This window comes from Streptomyces sp. NPDC005878 (assembly GCF_040629815.1).
Classification (GTDB): domain Bacteria; phylum Actinomycetota; class Actinomycetes; order Streptomycetales; family Streptomycetaceae; genus Streptomyces.
This window is the reverse complement of the sequence record NZ_JBEXWK010000016.1, coordinates 36,159-54,064: the sequence shown is the minus strand read 5'-3', so window position 1 is coordinate 54,064 and position 17,906 is coordinate 36,159. Positions and strand designations below refer to the sequence as shown.

General features: G+C 74.8%; 15 protein-coding genes and 1 pseudogene. 4 read left to right on the top strand and 12 right to left on the bottom strand.

What is annotated here, in order from left to right:
* The first annotated feature begins 50 nt into the window (after positions 1–50).
* Both ABZ404_RS22885 and ABZ404_RS22880 read left to right on the top strand, forming a co-directional pair.
* Entirely contained in the window at positions 51–575 is a 525-nt protein-coding gene (locus tag ABZ404_RS22885; RefSeq protein ID WP_358837762.1) for a DUF2243 domain-containing protein, read from the top strand.
* The gene (locus ABZ404_RS22880) at positions 572–1,477 is read left to right on the top strand and encodes a cytochrome c oxidase assembly protein (protein WP_358990768.1); all 906 of its coding nucleotides are present in this window, start codon (positions 572–574) and stop codon (positions 1,475–1,477) included. The genes ABZ404_RS22885 and ABZ404_RS22880 overlap by 4 nt, the downstream gene beginning before the upstream one ends.
* Here the strand turns inward: ABZ404_RS22880 and ABZ404_RS22875 are convergent.
* The 10 genes and pseudogenes from ABZ404_RS22875 to ABZ404_RS22830 all read right to left on the bottom strand — a co-directional run.
* Positions 1,459–2,964, bottom strand: a pseudogene (locus ABZ404_RS22875) (carboxylesterase family protein); the annotation flags it as partial. The gene ABZ404_RS22880 and the pseudogene ABZ404_RS22875 overlap by 19 nt on opposite strands.
* 72 nt (positions 2,965–3,036) lie before the next feature.
* The gene (locus tag ABZ404_RS22870; protein ID WP_358836614.1) at positions 3,037–5,055 is read right to left on the bottom strand and encodes a histidine kinase; all 2,019 of its coding nucleotides are present in this window, start codon (positions 5,053–5,055) and stop codon (positions 3,037–3,039) included.
* A gap of 14 nt (positions 5,056–5,069) precedes the next feature.
* Positions 5,070–5,744 (bottom strand): response regulator transcription factor, encoded by a 675-nt coding sequence (locus ABZ404_RS22865; RefSeq protein WP_358836613.1) that lies wholly within the window; start codon positions 5,742–5,744, stop codon positions 5,070–5,072.
* A gap of 86 nt (positions 5,745–5,830) precedes the next feature.
* A complete protein-coding gene (locus ABZ404_RS22860; protein ID WP_358836612.1) occupies positions 5,831–6,754 on the bottom strand; it encodes a VOC family protein in 924 nt (307 codons plus the stop codon).
* Positions 6,755–6,773: 19 nt separating this feature from the next.
* Positions 6,774–8,330 (bottom strand): GMC family oxidoreductase, encoded by a 1,557-nt coding sequence (locus ABZ404_RS22855; protein ID WP_358836611.1) that lies wholly within the window; start codon positions 8,328–8,330, stop codon positions 6,774–6,776.
* Positions 8,327–8,899, bottom strand: a complete 573-nt coding sequence (locus tag ABZ404_RS22850; protein WP_358836610.1) for a VOC family protein — start codon at positions 8,897–8,899, stop codon at positions 8,327–8,329. Before ABZ404_RS22850 ends, ABZ404_RS22855 begins: the two co-directional genes overlap by 4 nt.
* Entirely contained in the window at positions 8,896–9,297 is a 402-nt protein-coding gene (locus ABZ404_RS22845) for a hypothetical protein (RefSeq protein WP_358836609.1), read from the bottom strand. Before ABZ404_RS22845 ends, ABZ404_RS22850 begins: the two co-directional genes overlap by 4 nt.
* On the bottom strand, positions 9,294–10,010 hold the full coding sequence (locus tag ABZ404_RS22840; RefSeq protein ID WP_358836608.1) for a cupin domain-containing protein: 717 nt from the start codon (positions 10,008–10,010) through the stop codon (positions 9,294–9,296). Before ABZ404_RS22840 ends, ABZ404_RS22845 begins: the two co-directional genes overlap by 4 nt.
* Positions 10,003–11,220, bottom strand: coding sequence for a sedoheptulose 7-phosphate cyclase (locus ABZ404_RS22835; protein WP_358990766.1), 1,218 nt, complete (start codon positions 11,218–11,220; stop codon positions 10,003–10,005). The genes ABZ404_RS22840 and ABZ404_RS22835 overlap by 8 nt, the downstream gene beginning before the upstream one ends.
* Before the next feature lie 49 nt (positions 11,221–11,269).
* Positions 11,270–12,448, bottom strand: a complete 1,179-nt coding sequence (locus ABZ404_RS22830) for a hypothetical protein (protein ID WP_358990763.1) — start codon at positions 12,446–12,448, stop codon at positions 11,270–11,272.
* Positions 12,449–12,751: 303 nt separating this feature from the next.
* On the opposite strand from ABZ404_RS22830, the gene ABZ404_RS22825 reads away from it, so the two are divergent.
* Complete coding sequence (locus ABZ404_RS22825; RefSeq protein ID WP_358990834.1) at positions 12,752–13,915, top strand: MFS transporter; 1,164 nt, start codon at positions 12,752–12,754, stop codon at positions 13,913–13,915.
* 129 nt (positions 13,916–14,044) lie between these two features.
* Here ABZ404_RS22825 and ABZ404_RS22820 read toward each other — a convergent pair whose 3' ends face one another.
* The gene (locus tag ABZ404_RS22820) at positions 14,045–14,452 is read right to left on the bottom strand and encodes a nuclear transport factor 2 family protein (RefSeq protein WP_358837602.1); all 408 of its coding nucleotides are present in this window, start codon (positions 14,450–14,452) and stop codon (positions 14,045–14,047) included.
* 263 nt (positions 14,453–14,715) lie between these two features.
* Between ABZ404_RS22820 and ABZ404_RS22815 the strand changes: the two genes are divergently transcribed.
* Positions 14,716–15,315 carry a cupin domain-containing protein gene (locus ABZ404_RS22815; RefSeq protein ID WP_358837603.1) on the top strand — a complete coding sequence of 200 codons (600 nt, stop codon included), beginning with the start codon at positions 14,716–14,718 and terminating at the stop codon, positions 15,313–15,315.
* Positions 15,316–15,786: 471 nt separating this feature from the next.
* Here ABZ404_RS22815 and ABZ404_RS22810 read toward each other — a convergent pair whose 3' ends face one another.
* The gene (locus tag ABZ404_RS22810; RefSeq protein WP_358990760.1) at positions 15,787–17,559 is read right to left on the bottom strand and encodes an NlpC/P60 family protein; all 1,773 of its coding nucleotides are present in this window, start codon (positions 17,557–17,559) and stop codon (positions 15,787–15,789) included.
* Positions 17,560–17,906: the final 347 nt, after the last annotated feature.

Sequence of the window (17,906 nt, the reverse complement as noted above, 5' to 3'; positions counted from 1 at the left end):
GTAGTCGCAGGGGAACGAGCACGGTCCCACTCCCCGTCAGGAGGCCGCCTGTGGCTACCCCTTCGACTCCCCGTCGTCAGCCGCCCCCCGACTACGGGACGGTCCGCCCGCAGCGCTCGGTGTGGTCGGGGGTGCTCATCGGGGTCGGGATCGCCGCCTTCGTCGACGAGACGGTGTTCCACCAGCTCCTGCACTGGCACCACTTCTACGACAAGTCCACCCCAGGCGTGGGACTGGTCTCCGACGGCCTCTTCCACGCCTTCGGCTGGCTGGCCGTCGTCACCGGTCTGATGCTGATGGCGGACCTGCGCCGGCGTGCCGCGCTGAGCGGCCGGGGGCTGGCCGGCGGAATCCTGCTGGGCGCGGGGTTCTTCCAGCTCTACGACGGGACGGTCCAGCACAAGCTCTTCGAGCTGCACCAGATCCGCTACCACGTGGACCTGGTCCCCTACGACTGGACGTGGAACGTGCTGGCGGTGATCCTCCTGGCCGTGGGCGCGGTGCTGGTGAGGCGCTCCCTCACCCGTGAGGCGCCCGGGTCCGCACCGGCGCGGGCCCGGGAGCCGCGCCGGTGACGTCCTCGCACACGGGGCAGGCCGCGGGCGTCCCGGCGGCGACGGCCGCGGTGCTCGCCCTCGTCGCGGCGGCGGGATACCTCGTGGCCGCGCGGCGGCTGAGGCGCCGCGGGGACGCGTGGCCGTGGGCGCGGGACGCCTCCTTCACCGCGGGCCAGGCGGGCCTCGTCCTGGCCGCCCTGGTCACGCCGCCGGGTGGGGAGTTCACGGCACACATGGTCCAGCACCTGGTCATCGGCATGGTGGCCCCGCTGCTGCTGGTGCTGGGGCGCCCGGTGACCCTGGTGCTGCGGGCCCTGCCGCCGGGCGCCGTGCGGCGCGGTCTGCGGGGCGTGGTCCGCTCCCGCCCGCTCGGCCTGCTGTTCCTGCCGCCGGTGGCGGCGGTGCTCGACGTGGGCGGTCTGTGGCTGCTCTACCGCACCGGTCTCTTCGCCCGTCTCCACGGCCACCCGTGGCTGCACGCGGCCGTCTCGGTCCATGTCCTGGCCGCCGGGCTGCTGTTCACCTTCACCGTCTGCCGGCTCGACCCCGTACGCCACCGCCACGGCCTGCCGCTGCGCGCCGCCACCCTGGTCGCCGCGGCCACCGCCCACGCGGTCCTGGCCAAGACCCTGTACGGCGCCTCCCCGCCCGGCACCGCCTTCCCCGGCCACGATCTGGCCCGCGCGGCGGAGGCGATGTACTACGGCGGTGACCTGGTGGAGATCGCGCTGGCCGTCGTCCTGGCCCGGCAGTGGTACACCGCCGCCGGACGGCGGGGAAGCGCGAGCGGCCGGGGCCGTCAGCGCACCGGCCCCTGCGAGCTCGGGGGCACGACCGTGGCCCAGAAGGCGCACTGGTGGGCCGTGTCGAAGTCGGTCCGGAGGCCGATCGCGTCCGGGGCCAGCGAGAGCGTCCGGTAGGGGGCCGGGGAGGTGGCCGGCCAGGCGGCCGGACCGGGGGCGCCGGTGTCGGCGAACCGGGACCAGAGCGTCCTCATGGTCTGCGCCAGGCGTGTCCGGCCCGCGTCGAGGCGGGGCTCGGGCGCCGCCAGATAGCGGAACAGGTACGGGATCTCGGCGCCGTGGTAGGCGCCCAGCGGGAAGCCGGGCGGCGCGTTGTAGAGGACCGGCGCGAACCGGTCGGCGAACTCGTACGCGAAGACGCGGCCCGGTGCGGCGGTGGCCAGCAGGCGGGCGGACTCCCGGGTGGGGCAGGCGACGAGGTGGTCGCCGAACGCGGCCCCGAAGGCCAGCCGGTGGTCACCGCCGTACCGCGACGCCGGGTAGTGGGCGGCGACGCGCGGCCCGTCCCCCTTGAACAGCGTGGTCAGGACGATGGGATAGCTCACCGCGTCGAGGCGCACCCCGCCGGACTCCACGATGAGCGCGCCGATGGTGCCCTCGTCCAGCGTGCTGCCGATCAGCACCGGGACCTTCGCGTGGTCGCCCTCCACGACGGCCTGGAGAGGGGGTACGGGCAGGACGGGCGTGCCGGACGTCGGCCACCAGGGGGCGGCGCCGCTGGTCGGCGCCTTCAGCAGGTCGGCGGCCGGCCTGCGCCGCAGGCACGCCACGACGGTGGCGGGGACGGTGCCCGGGCAGCCCGCCCCGGCGGCGAAGCGCCTCCCCGCCGAAGTGGACTCGGCGAGCGGGCGGGACGCCACCCCGCACGGCGCGCTCTGGACGACGGCGCGGGCGAACAGGCCGCGCGAGGCGGGCGCCGCCAGATGGTCGCAGACGCTGAGACCGCCCGAGGACTGGCCGGCCGCCGTGACCCGGGCGGGGTCGCCGCCGAAGGCGGCGGCGTTCGCCCGCGTCCAGCGGAGCGCCGCCTGCTGGTCCAGGAGGCCGTAGTCGCCGGAGCCGGTGTCCGGGGCCTCGGCGGTCAGGCCCGGGTGGGCCAGGTAGCCGAAGGGGCCGAGCCGGTAGTTGGCCGTGACCACGACCAGGTCTCCGGCACGGGCCAGCCCGGAGGCGTCGTAGTGGGCGGCGGTGCCGGAGACGAACGAACCGCCGTGGAACCACACCAGGACGGGTTTGCCGTCACCGCCCCCGGGCGGGATGAAGACGTTGAGGTAGAGGCAGTCCTCGTTGGTGACCTCGTCGGCGCCGAGCACCGCCCGGGCCTTCTGGGCGCACGCCCCGGCGAACCGGGTGGCGTCCCGGAGGCCCGGCCACGCGGTGACGGGCCCGGGCGCCCGCCACCGGCGCTCCCCCACCGGCGGGGCGGCGAACGGGATGCCGAGGAAGGCGCGGCCCCCGCCGGTGACCACACCGCGTACGCGCCCCGCGTCCGTGGCGACCACGCCCGGGTCCCCGGATGCCCGGACGCCCGCCCGGGCCGGGGCCGCGACGGCGAGGCAGAGCAGGGCGAGCAGGGCCGCGAACAGGCGGCGGGTGGGGGCCATGGAAGGTTTCTACCCGGCGCCGCGCGGGGTCCTCTTCGCCCGAAAGGGGCACAGCTGAGCGATCCGGCGCCGTCAGCCCGGGAAGGGGCCCGCCACCGGCGGGAACGAGGCCCTGACGAGCAGGCCGCCGTCCGGGCCGGGGGCGAGGGCGAACCGCCCGCCCAGCTCGGCGGTCCGCTCGCGCATGGACCGGATGCCCACCCCGTCGCCCGAGCGGTGTTCCGCCAGTCCGTGCCCGTCGTCGCCGACCTCGATGACCACCTCGTCCGGCACCACCCGCACGCGCAGCGCGGCCGCCCCGGCTCCGGAGTGGCGGACGACGTTGTTCAGCGCCTCGCCCCCGATGAGGTAGACGGCCACCTCCACGGCGGCCGGCAGGGGCGGCAGCGGGTCGGGGCTGAAACACACGTCCACCAGGAGCCGTTGCCCGAACCGGTCCGCCAGCTGCCGCAGCGCGCCGTCGAGCCCGTTGCGGTCCAGCGCGGCCGGTGCGAGGCCGGCGGAGATCTGCCGGAGTTCGGCGATGGCCTGCCCGATGCCCTCGGAGGCGGTCTCCAGGGGCCGGGCGGCGGCGGAGCCGTCCGGTACGGCGAAGCGCGCGGTGTCGATCTGGAGCCGGGCTCCCGAGAGGGCGGGGCCGAGGCTGTCGTGCAGATCGTGCCGCAGGGCGCGGCGCGCCTCCTCCCGCGTCACCACCATGCGCTCGCGGGCCGCCCGCAGGTCCTCGTAGAGGCGTACGGAGGCGAGCGCGGGGGACGCCTGCTCGGCGAGCGAGCGCAGCACCTCCTCGTCCTGGCGGTCCAGCGCCCGCTGGCCGGCCCGGGGGGCGACGTGCAGATGGCCGATGACACTGCCCTCGTAGGTGAGGGGGAAGCGGTGGGAGCCGGGGACGGGCCGGCCCGCGGCGGCCAGGGTGCGCGGACCGCCGCGGGTGTCGACCACGACTTCGGCGCCGGGCAGGTTGAGGGTGCTCACCACGGTGTCGCACAGCAGCCGCGGGGCCTGCGCGGGAGCGGCGGCCTGGCTGAGCCGCCGCGAGAGGGCGCGCACGACGTGGTAGGGGCGGGCGCGGTCGCCGTAGTAGACGCGGTCCACCACTCGTACGGCCAGGCGGGCACAGGGGTAGAGCAGGGCTCCGGCGGCCAGGCCCACGGCGCCCGACACCAGGGCCTGGGTGCTCAGCCCGCCGGGCAGGGCGCGCAGGACCAGCAGGGAGCCCAGCGTGTACACGGCGATGAGGGCGGCGGTGAGCAGGAGGGAGCCGAGCATCTTGCGGGTGGCCCGGTCCAGTTGGCCCGAGCGGTCGCGGCTGATGCCGTAGATCGCACAGAACGGCCACAGGAACGCCACGGTGTACGCGTACGACCACAGGGCGCCGGAGGGCGGGGCGACGCGGTTGACGTAGAGGAAGACCAGCCACAGCACGTACGGCAGGACGGGGACGATCTGCCGCCGGTCGGGGGTGCGCCACCAGCGCACGGCCATGACGGTGAGGCCGGTGAGCAGCAGGAGGGTGGTGAAGGGGACGACGGGGACGTGGTCGAGCAGGGTCGTGCGCGCGCGTTGCCACGCTCCCCCGGCGAACGGGTCGGGCACGATGTAGGGGACGGGATCGGTGTAGGCGGGCACCAGACTCCACCCGGCGACCAGGACGAGGTAGAGCCGCCAGATCCGGTGGCGGGGCAGTTGTCCGCTCGGCAGGTACAGCGGCAGCGCGTAGAAGGCGAACTGGGCCAGCGCGTAGGAGAGCCGGGAGAAGACCGCAAGGGCGACGCCCAGGCCGTGGGGGGCGTCGGTGACGGTGACCGCGATCAGAGCCGCGTCCGCGAGGACGTTGGACGTGCCGGCGGCGACCAGGAGCGGTCCCAGGACGCTGCGGGAGTGATGGGCCGTCATGAAGGCGCCCAGCAGGACGACTCCGGTGGCGGCGACGACCGGGACGCCGCGGGGAAGGATGTACGGGGTCAGCCGCGCGTCGTCCAGGTGGGCGAGCGCGAGGACGGCCCAGGTGACGGCGGAGGCGAGGGTCAGGCCGTAGGCGGCGAAGGCCGGCGCCGCCCGCCCGGCCCGTACGGTCGCCCTCTCGTCCATCGTGCCGCGCTCCTTCAGTCCTCGTCCCCCAGGCCCGCGTCCCGCGCCCTGGCGACGGCCTCGGCGCGGGTGGTGACCTGGAGCTTGTCGAAGATGTGCGTGACGTGGTTGCGGACCGTCTTCTCCGACAGCACCAGGTGCCGGGCGATACGGCGGTTGTCCAGGCCCCGGGCGATCAGCTCCAGCACCTCCGCCTCGCGCGCGGTGAGCGCCGGGAAGAGCTGCTCGGCGTCGTGGTGGCGGCCCTCGCGCAGCAGCGCGGTGAGTCGGGCCGCGGTCTGCGGGCCGAAGACCGCGCCGCCGGCGGCCACCGTGCGGACCGCGTGGAGCACCTCGCCCGCTCCCGCGCCCTTGACGAGATAGCCGCGGGCACCGGCCTGGAGGGCCGCCAGCAGGCTGCCGTCGTCGTCGGACATGGTGAGCATCAGCACCGGAAGACCGGGGTGGAGGCCGCCGAGCTGCCGGGTGACGTCGATGCCGGAGGCGTCGGGCAGGGCCAGGTCCATGACGACGACGTCCGGGACCTGGAGCGCCACGGCCTCCAGCGCCTCGGCGGCGGTGGCGGCCTCGGCGACCACGTCGGTGCCGCCGGTGCTCTCCAGCGCGGCCTTGAGCCCGCTGCGGAACAGCGGGTGGTCGTCGACGATCAGGACTCGGGGCACGGCGGTGTCCTCGTCTGCATGGCTCACAGGGCGACGTTAACGGCCGCCCGGGGCGATCCCCGGTTTCGCCGCTCGCCGGGCGCCGTCACCGGCGGCGCCCGGGCGGGGCGCGGTCAGGCCCGGTGGGTGCCGGTCATCAGCGCGGCCATGTCCTCCGGCGCGATCCACGAGGGCGGGGGCGGCTGGCCCCAGCTGAAGAAGCTCTCGTTGACGTCGAAGACCTCCGGGTCCCACAGCTGGTCGTCGACGATGCAGTCCATGTCGGAGTAGTACTCCGTGAAGTTGCCCGCCGGGTCCTTGAGGTACCAGAAGAAGTTGGAGCCGATGTGGTGGCGGCCGAAGCCCCAGACATGGCGTTCGGGGTGGTCCTCCAGCATCGCCATGGCGCCGCGCCCGATGTCGTCGACGTCGTCCACCTGCCAGGAGGTGTGGTGCAGGAAGGGCACGGGCGCCCTCAGCACCAGGAGGTTGTGGTGGTCGGTGGTGCAGCGCAGGAACGATCCGGCGTCGCCCAGCGAGTCGCTGGTCCTGAAGCCGAGGCCGTCGCCGAAGAAGGCCGCGGTCGCCCGGGGGTCGGGGGTGCCCAGGACCGCGTGCCCCAGCTTGCTGGGCCGCACCCGGTCGGGGCGCAGCAGTCCCGGGGCCCGGCCGGTGGTGCGCTCGGTGCGCCCGGGTCCGTTGTAGGGGGTGGGGGGCGTGGGGAGCGGGGCGGGGCGCGGTTCGATCTGGAGGACGGCACGGGCCCCGGTGACGGGGTCGGCCGCGGTCAGGGTCGGGCCGGGTCCGCGCACCGCGGCGATGCCCATGCGGTGCAGCCGGGCCGCGGCGGCGTCGAGGTCGTCGGGGTCGTCGACGCCGACGCGCATCTCCACCAGGCGGCGGGTGGGGGCCGCGACGATCCGCAGCTGCCGCCCGCCGTCCCGGGTGGCGAACCAGCCGTTCTCCCCGGCCCGCAGGCCGAGTTCGGTGTAGTACGGGGCGGTCGCCGCGGGGTCGGGGACGCCGATGGTGACGGAGGACAGACGGTGCAGTGACATGGTGGCGCTCCTTCGGGGGTCAGGGCAGGACGGCGTCGCCGCGGGCCGCGCGCAGCGCCTGGGCGACGATGGTCAGGGTGGGGTTGACGGCGGCGGAGGAGGGGAAGAAGCCGCCGTCGACGACGAACAGGTTGCGGACCTCGTGGCTGCGGCAGTAGGGGTCGAGGACCGAGCGGGCGGGGTCGTGGCCGGCGAGGACCGTGCCGCACTGGTGGCCGGTGTGCTCGACGCCCATGCGGTGGGTGAGGACGAGCGGGTATCCGGCCCGGCGCATCATCCGGGCCCCCTCGCGCACCAGACGCCGGTGGGCGCGGGTGTCGACGGGGTGCCAGTCGAGGGTGACGCCTCCGCCGGGGCCGAGCAGGACCCGGTTCTGCGGGCGCGGCAGGTCCTCGGAGATGAGCCACCAGTCGACGCTGTGCGCCGCCAGTCCGTCCAGGATCCGGCGGGCGACGCGCGGGTGCGCGGTCGCCATGGCGGCGGGGTGGACCTTGCCCATCAGCTGGAGGTTGCCGAGCGGGTGGGGGGTGCGGGCGCCGGCCCGGTAGAAGTCGTTGACGGCGAGGGTCTTCTGGAAGACCGAGGGGTTGATCCGGCGCGGGTCGACGGCCATCAGGACGCTGTTGTGGTGCAGCATCAGGTTGCGCCCCACCAGGCCGCTGCCGTTGGCGAGCCCCGACGGGTGGGCGCTGTTCGCCGAACGCAGCAGCAGCGCTGCGGAGTTGACGGCTCCGCAGGAGACGACGACGGTTCCGGCCGTGAGCGTGACGGGGTGGCCGTTCCTGGTGGCCTCGACGGTGGTGACCGTGCGTCCGGAGGGGTCGGTGCGCAGCCGGGAGACGTACGTGTGGGTGAGCAGCCGGACCGTGGGGGCGCGCAGGGCGGGGCGCAGGGCGCGGGTCTCGGCGTCGCTCTTGGCGCCGACGCGGCACGGGAAGCCGTCGCAGGTGCCGCAGCGTTCGCAGGTCCCGCCGTCGGCCAGGTCGACGCCGAGTTCCAGCGGATGGGGGTGGAGCCCCTGGTCACGCAGCCGCCCCTCCAACTCCGCGATGCGGGGCGCGTGGGTGACGGGCGGGTGGGGGTAGGGCCCGGAGCGGACCGGCCCGGTGGGGTCGTGGCCGTCCCGGCCGTGCACCCGGTAGAGGCGTTCGGCCTCGGCGTAGAAGGGTTCCAGGTCGCCGTAGTCGAAGGGCCAGGCCGGGGAGGTGCCGTCCAGGTGCTCGACCGCGTCGAAGTCGTCCTCGCGCAGCCTCGGCAGGCTCGCCCCGTACACCTTGGTGGTGCCGCCGACGTAGTAGTGGGCGGCGGGGGTGAAGGCCTTGCCGCCGGTGGTGTGCCAGGGCTCGGCGTTGCGGTAGCGGCCGTCGCCGAAGACGGCCCGTGGGGACCAGTTGGCCTCCTCGCGCGGCAGGAAGCCGCCGCGCTCGACGACCAGGACGCGTGCGCCGGTCCCGGCGAGGGCCCAGGCCACCGTCGCTCCCCCGGCACCGGAGCCGATCACGAGGACGTCGGCGTCGTAGCGCGTGGCGTCGTGCCGGACCACCGGCGGCGTGCCGGGCCCCCAGATCCCGTTCATGTCCCTCTCCTCTCGTGCGGCGGTTCCGGCCGGTACAGGCGTACGGCGGTGTGCTCCTCGTAGGGCTGGTGGCGGGGGGCGTGGACGAGTTCGAGGTGCAGGCCCCAGGGGGTGGTGAGGTACACCCACCGGGTGCCGCGGATGGGCCCTTCGCCGACCTCCTGCGGCTCGCCGAGCATCCGGACGCCGGGGGTGGCGGCGAGCCTGCGGACGCCGGCGTCGAAGTCGTCCGTCCACAGCGCGAGATGGTGGCCGCCGACGTCGCTGTTGCGGGGCATCGGCCGGTGCCGGCCGGGTCCGGTGTACTCGAAGAGTTCGACGTTGAGGGCGGGACCCAGCCGCAGCATGGCGATGTGGACGGTGGCCCGGGGGTCGACGCCGAGCTGGCGGCGCATCCAGTCATCGGCGGCGGCGATGGGTCCGGTGCGGTAGGCCTCCTCGGCGCCCAGGACCTCGGTGAAGAAGGCGACGGCGTCGTCGAGGCGGGGCACGGTGAAGCCGATGTGGTGGACCGCCCGCAGCCCGGGGACGGGCGAAGGGGCCGGTGCGGTGGGCAGGTCGGCGGTCATGTCCGCTCCTGGGTGGTGTCGGGGGTACGGGGTGGCAGGCGCCGGGCGACGGCTTCGGGGGTGAGGGTCAGGCACAGCAGCTCGGCGCCCCGGGGTCCGGCCCGCAGCGTGACGTCCTGGGCGGTGGGGGCCAGGAGCAGGTCGCGGGCGCCGAGCGCGGTGCCGTTGGGCGGGGCGCCGGGCCGGTGGAGGGTGAGCGGGCCGTCCAGGACGTACCAGGCGGCTTCGGCGTCGTCCCGGCCCACCAGGTCGTACCGCGCGTGGGGCGGCAGGCTCACCCGGTCGACGGCCTCGCATTCGCTGTGCAGCATGCCGCGCCGGGCCAGGCAGCGGACGCGGAGGGGGCTCGGGCCGCCGGTGTGGAGGGCGGCCGTGCGGTGGCTCGCGTTGACGATCACGGGTGGTCCTCCCTGGGGACGTCCAGGACGGCGTGGAAGTACTCCAGACCGTCGGGGCCCGCCCGGAGGCGGCACTCGGTGCCCAGGGGCAGGGTCAGGGAGACTCCGGGGGCCAGGGCCACGCCGGCCGCCCCGACCTCGGCGGTGCCGGCGCCGTCGGTGACGTACACGGTGTGTTCGACGTCCTGGGCCGCCAGCCGGGCCGTCTCCCTCGGGAGGAGACGGCTCACGCGTACGGTGCGCAGGGGGCCGGTGAGGACGGTGGCGGCGTCCACGGGTCCGGCCCGGCGCAGGTCGGCGATGACGGCGTGGTGGGTGCGGGCCGGGTCAGGCATGGCGGTCTCCTTCGTGTGGGGCGGGGCCGGGACTTCGATGACGAGCCAGGACAGTGGTGTTCGCGCGGTGTTGCGCAGTCCGTGGCTGCGGCCGAGCGCGGTGAGGACGGCCGTGCCGGGCCGGACGGGATGGGGGTGGCCGTCGAGGGTGATCTCGCCCTCGCCTTCGAGGACGAAGTACAGCTCCTCGGTGCGGGTGTGCCGGTGTTCGCCGCTGACGCCGCCGGGCGGCAGCCACGCCCACTCGACCGCCTCCCACCGGCCGTGCAGCCCGGTGCGGCGGGCCAGGCACGTCCAGCGCGAGAGTCCTTCGGAGGCGTGCACGCCGTGCACGTCGGCCGGTTCGCGGACGTCCGCGACGACGATCGCCTCACGCATGACCGGCCGCCCCGCCCGCCGTGTGGGCCGACTTCAGGCGCCGGGCCGCGTCGGCCAGTTCACCGGGGGTGACGTCGTCGACGAAGACGGCCGCACCGATACCGGCGGGCAGTGGAAGCCGCTGGCTGCCGTCGCGGTGGCGGACGGTGTCGGCCAACGCCTCGCCCAGCAGGCCCGGTTCGCACAACCGGTGCCACACCGGCAGTCCGAGGCCGCGCATCGCGTCCAGGATCCGCCGGCTCTCCACCGGCGCCACCAGCCCGCGCTCTTCGGCGATCAGCGTGGTCAGGGCCATGTCGACGCACACGGCCTCGCCGTGCAGCAGCTCGGGCAGGGCCCGCATCTCCAGCGTCGGGCTGAAGGAGTGGCCGTAGTCGACGACCCGCTCCAGCTCGCTCTCCCAGAGATTGCCCTGGAGCTCCTCCAGCATGCCGTGCACCGCCCGGCCGAGCACCGCCCGTACGGCCAGATCCCCCCGCCGGCCGCCGCCCTGGAACCGCTCGCCGACCAGCCGGCCGCCGTGGGCCTCCAGGAGGGCGAACAGCTCCCGGTCCTTGATCAGCGCGATCTTGAGGATCTCGGCCATGCCGTTGCTCAGGTGCCGCCGGTCGAGGGTGGCCAGGAAGCGCGGGTCGAGGAGCGTCAGGGCGGCCGGGTGGTAGGTGCCGAGCCGGTTCTTGTGCGGCCCGAAGTTCACCCCGGTCTTCGCCCCGACGCCCGCGTCGACCAGGCCGATCAGTGTGGTGGGCACGCGGACGTACGGGGTGCTGCGGCGGTAGAGGCTGCATGCCAGGCCGACGACGTCCATCAGGACTCCGCCGCCGAGGGCGACGACCGGCTCGCTGCGCCGGGCGATGCCGAACCGGTCCATCGCCCCGGCCACCGAGAAGACGGCGTCCATCGTCTTGAGCTGCTCGTGGGCGGTCAGTACGTGGATGTCGAAGTCCAGCCCGCGCGCGGCCGCGTAGGCGCGCAGCCGGTCGCCGTACAGCTCGTCGACGGTGGTCTCCACGACCAGGAGCCGGCGGCGCGGGGCGGGGCCGCCGCCGGGGACTCCCGCGCCCGCGAGCGCGGGGTTGCGCGGGTCCAGGATGTCCGGGGTGAAGCCCACCTCGTAGCGGACGGGCTTGGCGGTGCTCACGGTCCAGGAGCGGACCGGCTCGCCCGAGGTGAACAGGCCGTGGGAGGAACGGGGGGCCAGGGCGGTCACGAGGGTTCTCCTCACAGGAGGCGGTGGGTGGTGGGGGCGGATATGTCCCTCACAACGCTGCGGGTCCCGACGCCCCGGGCACATGAGACGACGGTCCCGGCCGGGTCCCGGTCCGGTCCCGGCCGCCGGGGCGGGACTCCAGCCGGTCCGCCGTCCCGGCGACCGCCTCCAGGCCGTCGCGTACGACGTCCGGGGCGACCGCGGTGACGGTGCGGCCACCGCGGACGTGGGGCTGCCCCAGGGCGTCGAGGAGCACCATGCCGAGAGCGCGCTCCGGGTCCTTCCCGGGGTGCGGGCTGTCCCCGGGCTGGGGGCGCGGCAGGACTCCCAGGACGTCCTCGGCGGTCACGGGCGCGGGCAGCGCGTCGGGCGCGCCCCAGCGGGCGAGCAGCTCGCGGTGGGCGGCCTCCCCCTCCGCGTCGAGCAGCCCCATCCGGCGGGCGCAGCGGGCGGCCACGAGCAGGCCCTGGGCCACGGCGTCGCCGTACCGCAGCGCCCCCACGCCCAGGGCTCGCAGGGCGTCGGCCACCGCGTGCCCGTAGCGCAGCGCTCCGGCCGGGCCGTCCTCCAGCGGGTCGTAGCAGGTCATCGCGGCCCGGGCGTCGGCGCAGAGCGCGATGAAAGAGACCAGCGCGCTCCTGTCGTACCGGCCGTCCGGCCGCAGCCGGGCGCAGACCTGGTCGAAGGAGCCGGGGCACACCGCCAGCACATTCCTGACCAGGGCGTACAGGCCCGGCCGCACGGCGCCGGGGGCCAGTGTGTCGAGGAACTCCAGCTGGGCGCGGACCAGGACCGGCACCCGGCGCGGCCCGGCGGGGCCGACCAGCGACAACGCCGTGTCCAGCACAGCGGGCAGCGTGGTCGGCAGCAGCAGAGGGCCCCGGCCGGTGCGCGCGGCCACCGGACCGGCGGCGTCGAGGACGCTCGTGCCCCCCAGGGCCACGACGACGGACCCGGCGGTGACGTCCCCGGTCCCCAGCGCGTCCGTGCCGCCCAGCCGCACCAGGCGGGTGGGGGCGGCGGCGCCGAGGTGGTGCAGGACGCGGTGGGCGTGCGCGGCCGGGACGCCCCGGTCGGAGACGACCACGAACCGATCGGCCGCCAGCCGCCGGGCGATACCGGTCAGCTCCTCCCACGAGGCGGCACCGGCCCGTATCTGGAGGGGGACGCGGGCGGGGCCGGAGCCGACGCTCCGGTCGAGGGCTACGGGGGGAGGGGAGGAGCACATGAGGGGACTCGCAGACCGGGCAGCGCCCGAGAACGGATGGATGCCCTCATACCGTCGGCGGGCCCGGGCCCCGGACACATGAGGCTCCGGCCCCGGCCCGGCCCCATCGCCCGGTCCCGGTCGCGCCCCTCGGGGGCCCGACCCGGTCCCCGCCTTCGCCCAGCCGGTGCGTCATGGCCGCCGGTGCGCGGGGCGCGCGGTCCTCGCCGCGATCTTCCTGATAGGCAGTCGCGGGTGAGCAACCACGTATCCGCGCGCGAAGCGGACGACGCCGGTCCTGGCCGGGGTGGCAGCGGGGGCGGCCTGCCCTTCGCGGTGGCCGCCTACGCCTTCGCCGTCGCGATGTGCGGCACGACCCTGCCCACTCCCCTGTACCGCATGTACCAGCGGGAGTTGGGCTTCTCCTCGTTCATGGTGACCGTGATCTTCGCGGTGTACGCCGTCGGGGTCATCGTGGCGCTGCTCCTGCTGGGGCAGTTGTCGGACTCCGTGGGCCGGCGGCCGGTCCTGCTGGCGGGGCTGGTGGCGTCGGCGCTGAGCGCGGTGTGCTTCCTCTTCGAGCAGGGGCTGCCTGAGCTGTTCGCGGGCCGGGTGCTGTCGGGGCTTTCGGCGGGCCTGTTCACGGGCACCGCGACCGCCGCCGTGGTGGAGCTCGCCCCGGCGCGGCGGGCCGCGTCGGCCACGCTGCTCGCCACCGCGGCCAACATGGGCGGCCTGGGCAGCGGCCCGCTGCTGGCGGGGCTCATCGCCCAGTTCGCCTCCGATCCGCTGCGCCAGGTCTTCCTCGTGGACCTGGCCCTCGTCGCGGCGGGCGTCGTCGGCGTCCTGCTGATCCCGGAGACGGTACGGGACCGCGGCGGCAGGTCGCGCCGCCCGCGGCGGCTGCGCGTGCCCCCGTCGGTGCGCCCGGCGTTCGTCCCGGCGGCCATGGCGGGCTTCGCCGGGTTCGCCACCATGGGTCTGTTCACATCGGTGGCCCCGAGCTTCCTGAGCGAGGTGGTGGGAGTCAGCGAACCGGCGGTGTCCGGCACCGTGGTTTTCTCGGTCTTCGCCGCGTCGACGGCCGGTCAGCTGCTGATGGGACGGGTCGGGGTGCGCCGGGCGCTGCCGTGGGGCTGTGTGGTCCTGGTGGCCGGTATGGCGCTGATCTCCTGGGCGCTGCTCGCGGCCTCGCTGCCCCTGCTGGTGGCGGGGGCGCTCACCGCGGGCGCGGGCCAGGGCCTGTCGTTCCGGGCCGGGGTCACCGAGGTCGGCGCGCACAGCCCGCCCGAACGACGGGCGGAGATCACCTCGGCGCTGTTCGTCGTGCTGTACGTGGCGATCTCGATCCCCGTGGTGGGGGTGGGGGCCATGGCGGTCACGCTGGGCCTGCGCCCGTCGGGGCTGATCTTCAGCGGGTGCGTCGCGCTGCTGGCGGCCACCACGGCGGTGCTGCTGTGGACGCGGCCGGTGCGGCGGGACGCCTGAGAGGAAGCGGCGGCGGTCGCCGGGACCGGCTGCGCGAGCGGCGGGCCGCGGAGGAGCCGACCGTCTTCGGCGCACGCATCCCACGGGGCCGACGCGGCGGGCAGCGTCCGCCCCGGAAAGGCGCCGTCCTCAACTCACCTCACCGGGTGCGAAGTAGTCGCGCATCCGGGCGATCCTGCCGTCGCGGACACGGAAGATCTGGACCAGGGAGACGGACCTGTCCCCGGCGTCCTCCTCGAAGACCGCGTCGATCTCGGCGATGAACACGTCGGGGTCGCCGGTGACATGCAGTACGTACCCGGACTTCTCCGCGCTCGGCGCACCCATGCCCTTCGGCTGCCGCTCGTAGTAGGCCGCCATGGCGGCGCGGATCTGCTCGCGCCCCTCCAGACGCCGGGGGAAGGCCGCGCCGGGCTCCACGAGCGGCGCCTCGAAGACGCCGTCCTCGGTAAACAGTTCGGCAAGGGCGTCGGCGTTCCGCGTCAGCGTGCCGGCGTGGACGAAGGACCGGAAGATTTCCTGCGGGGAACGGGACACGGCAGGCTCCATTGACAGGGAGAACGGTCAGGAAGCCCACCTCACCACAGGCGCGCCCCCTTCAGGGCGACTTCCGGAAAGCGCCACCCGGGTCTTCTCGGGCGGATCCCACGAGGTGACGGGCGTCCCAGCCGCCGCCGGAAGCGTGCCGGGCGGGCAGGGGCGCGTGCGTTCGACTGCGGACGGCTGCCCGCAGACGAACAGGCCCGCTGTGGGGTAGATCAGAACTCAAGCCATTATCAAGCGGAAAGAGAAGCCCTCCTATGACGCACATCGTCCTCCCCGGCCAACGTCCCGAAGGCCGCCGCGGGTTCGAGATCGTCCTCTCCAGCAAGATGACCGGCCAAGCGGCCTCCTGGGTGGAAACCCGCCAGGGCCCGGCCTGGTCGGGCCCTCCGCTGCACACCCACGCCGAGTCGACGGAGACCTACTACGTCGTCTCCGGCACCCTCCTGGTCCAGGTCGACGACGAGGTCGTGGAGCTGCGTCCGCGCGCCCTCGCGCACATCACCAGCGGCACGCGCCACACCTGGGCCACGCCGCCCGGCGAGGGCTGCCACTTCCTGACCCTGCACATGCCCGGCGGTTACGAGGACTACCACCCCACCGCGCTCCAGGCGGAGAAGGACAACGGCGGTCCCCTCACCCAGGAGGACCTTTTCAAGATCGCCGCCCGGTTCGACTGGCGCCCCGCGGGCGACACGCCGATGCGTCTAACCCCGGACGGCCGTCTCGTCCCGGCCTCCCAGGCCGACGACGAGGCCGCGCGCCTGCGCGCCGAATGGCTGGCCGCCCAGGGTGAGAAGGCCGAGATCACCCCCATCCACGACCCCGGTTTCTACGTCACCAACCAGCCCGCGTAGTCACGGCACGGGTCCGCGCCGGACGGGGGCGCGCTCCATCCGCCGTACCTCACACCATCCCTGACAGCACGTCAGGCGACGCGGTACTTCTCCGCCCGCTTCTCCCCGCATGCCGGCCGAGACCCGGGGCGCCGCGCAGGCCGCTTTCCGGGGTCGCTCCCGGCCTTGCGCCGGGCGCCCCGGCGCCCGGCCGGTCATTTCCGCCGCCTCGTACCGGGCGCGGATGAGTGCGCCCCGGATAACGGGGTATCCACCTCCCGGACAGGGGTGAACCCGAGGGGTCGGTGATCCGGCCCGGTTCAGGTGGTGATGGTGATGCGACAGACAGTGATCCGGCGGCCTCGGCCGCCCTCCCCCAGGCCGCCCCTGGACCTGCGCACCCCCAGCGGGCGCCCGCTCCCGTACTGACCAGGCACCCGGACGCCCGGGCCGCGCTTCCCGCACGGCCCGGGCGTCGCGCACGCTCACACCTCAGACGCGGTGGACGGTGTGCAGCTTCTTGGCGTACGTGGCGGTGCCGTCCAGCAGCGAGGCGCCTCCCAGGTCGGCCATGGTGGGGCCGTTGTTCGTCTTGCGACTGGAGACGAAGCGGCGCTGACCCGCGGCGTCCAGGCCCAGGTAGATACCGACGTGGTCGATGGTGACGGTGGGGTTGTCGTCGCCGGAGTCGGCGTTGAACAGCAGCAGGTCACCGGGCTGGAGCAGCGCCGCCGCGGGCGGGTTGGTCCCGTCGGTCCGGTCGACGCGCGTACCGGGCGCGTAGTCCACCATGTCCCGCGACTTGCGCGGCAGCCGGGTGCGGGAGGTGTCCTGCCCCGCCGCCATCGGTACGCCCATGTGGTAGCCGTACACCATGCGTGTGAAGCCGGAACAGTCCAGATTGCCGACCTGCTTACTGGACGGGCCGGTGTAGGTGCCGTCGGGGAAGGTCCAGCCGGTGCCCATGTACTCGTGGAAGTCGGCACCCTCGTAGCGGAAGCCGTGCGGGTCGAGATAGCCGTACCCCGCCTCGCCCAGGACCTGCTTGTCCTTGGCGGGCCCGGAGCCGCTGGTGACCGCGGGCCCGTCGGCGAGGAACATCGCCGCGTACGCCAGGACGTCCGGAGCCGTGGAGCCGGCCCAGGCGCGGATCGTCTTCTCCAGGTCCGGCGTCCAGGTCCCGTCGAAGGGCTCGGGCAGCACCCGCACCCAGTCGCCGTGCGTGACGCTCGGCGGCGTGGCCCAGGTCGACTGGTCCACCTGGAAGCGCTTCACGGAAAGCTTGACCGGCAGGTTGGTGCAGCCGTCGTTGGCCAGCGCGCGCAGACCGACCCGCCCCTTGCGGCCGAAGGTGTCGTCGCTGAGGTCGACGTGCCACGCGGCCGGTTCCGCGGAGGCCGTGCGCCAGGCCTTGACCTGGATACGGGTGCCCTCGCGGCGCACCCGTATCGTCCAGTCGGTGCCCGCGCTCACGCCCGTGGCGAGGGTGAGCGCGCTGGAGCCCGCGAGCAGGTCGACCTTGTCGGCGACCTCCTTCTCCACGCGCAGCTCGACCGCGCCGGTCGTCAGGAAGGACAGCCGGGCCCGGTAGTTGTTGCTGGTGTCCTGGTAGCCGAAGGACAGGGCGTAGGAGCACGCCTGGCCGGTGGGCACCTTGTCGAAGTGCGCCACGGACCGCGCGTCGAAGTCCGTGATCTCGCCGTCGCGCAGGGTGACGTGGCGGCTGGCGTAGTCGGTGGTCAGGCTGATGACACCGGCGCCGGGCGTGACCGAGTAGTCGGTGACGGCGGGGCCGAGCGTCGACCAGCTGCCGCCGCCCGGGGAGGTGCCCCAGTACACGCGGTCGGCCTCGGGCAGCGTGAGGTCCGGCAGGGTGCGTACGAAGTCGTCCACGAAGGACTTCTTGTTCTCCGTGAACGTCCGCACGGGGCCCGGCAGGACCACGGTACGGGCGCCGTGCGTCAGCAGGGCGACCCGCTTGCCGCCCGAGGTGACCTCGGTCCGGGCCGGGGTGCCCGAAAGGACGGCGGTGGCGAGGGGGGCGTCGAGGGTCAGCCCGCTGAAGTAGGAGGCGTTCAGCGGCGGCAGCGTGACCGAGGAGCGCGGCGAGGCGAGCCCGGCGGGCGCCGCGAGGGAGGCGGCGGAACCGGTGGAGACGGTGGAGACGGCGGCGCGCGCCGGAGCGGCGGCGACGGCGCCGAGCGGAACGGTGGCGGCCGAGGCCGCGAAGATACCGAGCAGGCTGCGCCTGGAAGTGTGGGACATGCGCGTCATCATGAGGCAGCGGTGGGTGACCGGTGCCACCGGGGCCCCTGGGCGTCCGATGTGCACGACTCGCCGGTTTGCGCCCCTGAGCGAAGGTGACGCGGTCGGACAACAAGGGTGTTTCACCCCGGTCGTCACGGCGGCCGGCGCCGGGGCCGAGAGCCGGGCCGCCCCTGCCCGGAGACCTCGGCTCGCCGGGCGAGGGTCCGGGGGGAGCATTCCGCCCGGGCCGGTCCGGCGTCAACACCCGGGCGGCGACGCGACGCTCGCGGAGCTCGCCACCTGCCACGACCCGGGAACGGTTCCCGCGCGACCCATTGACACCCGCCACCGCGCGTCATTACCGT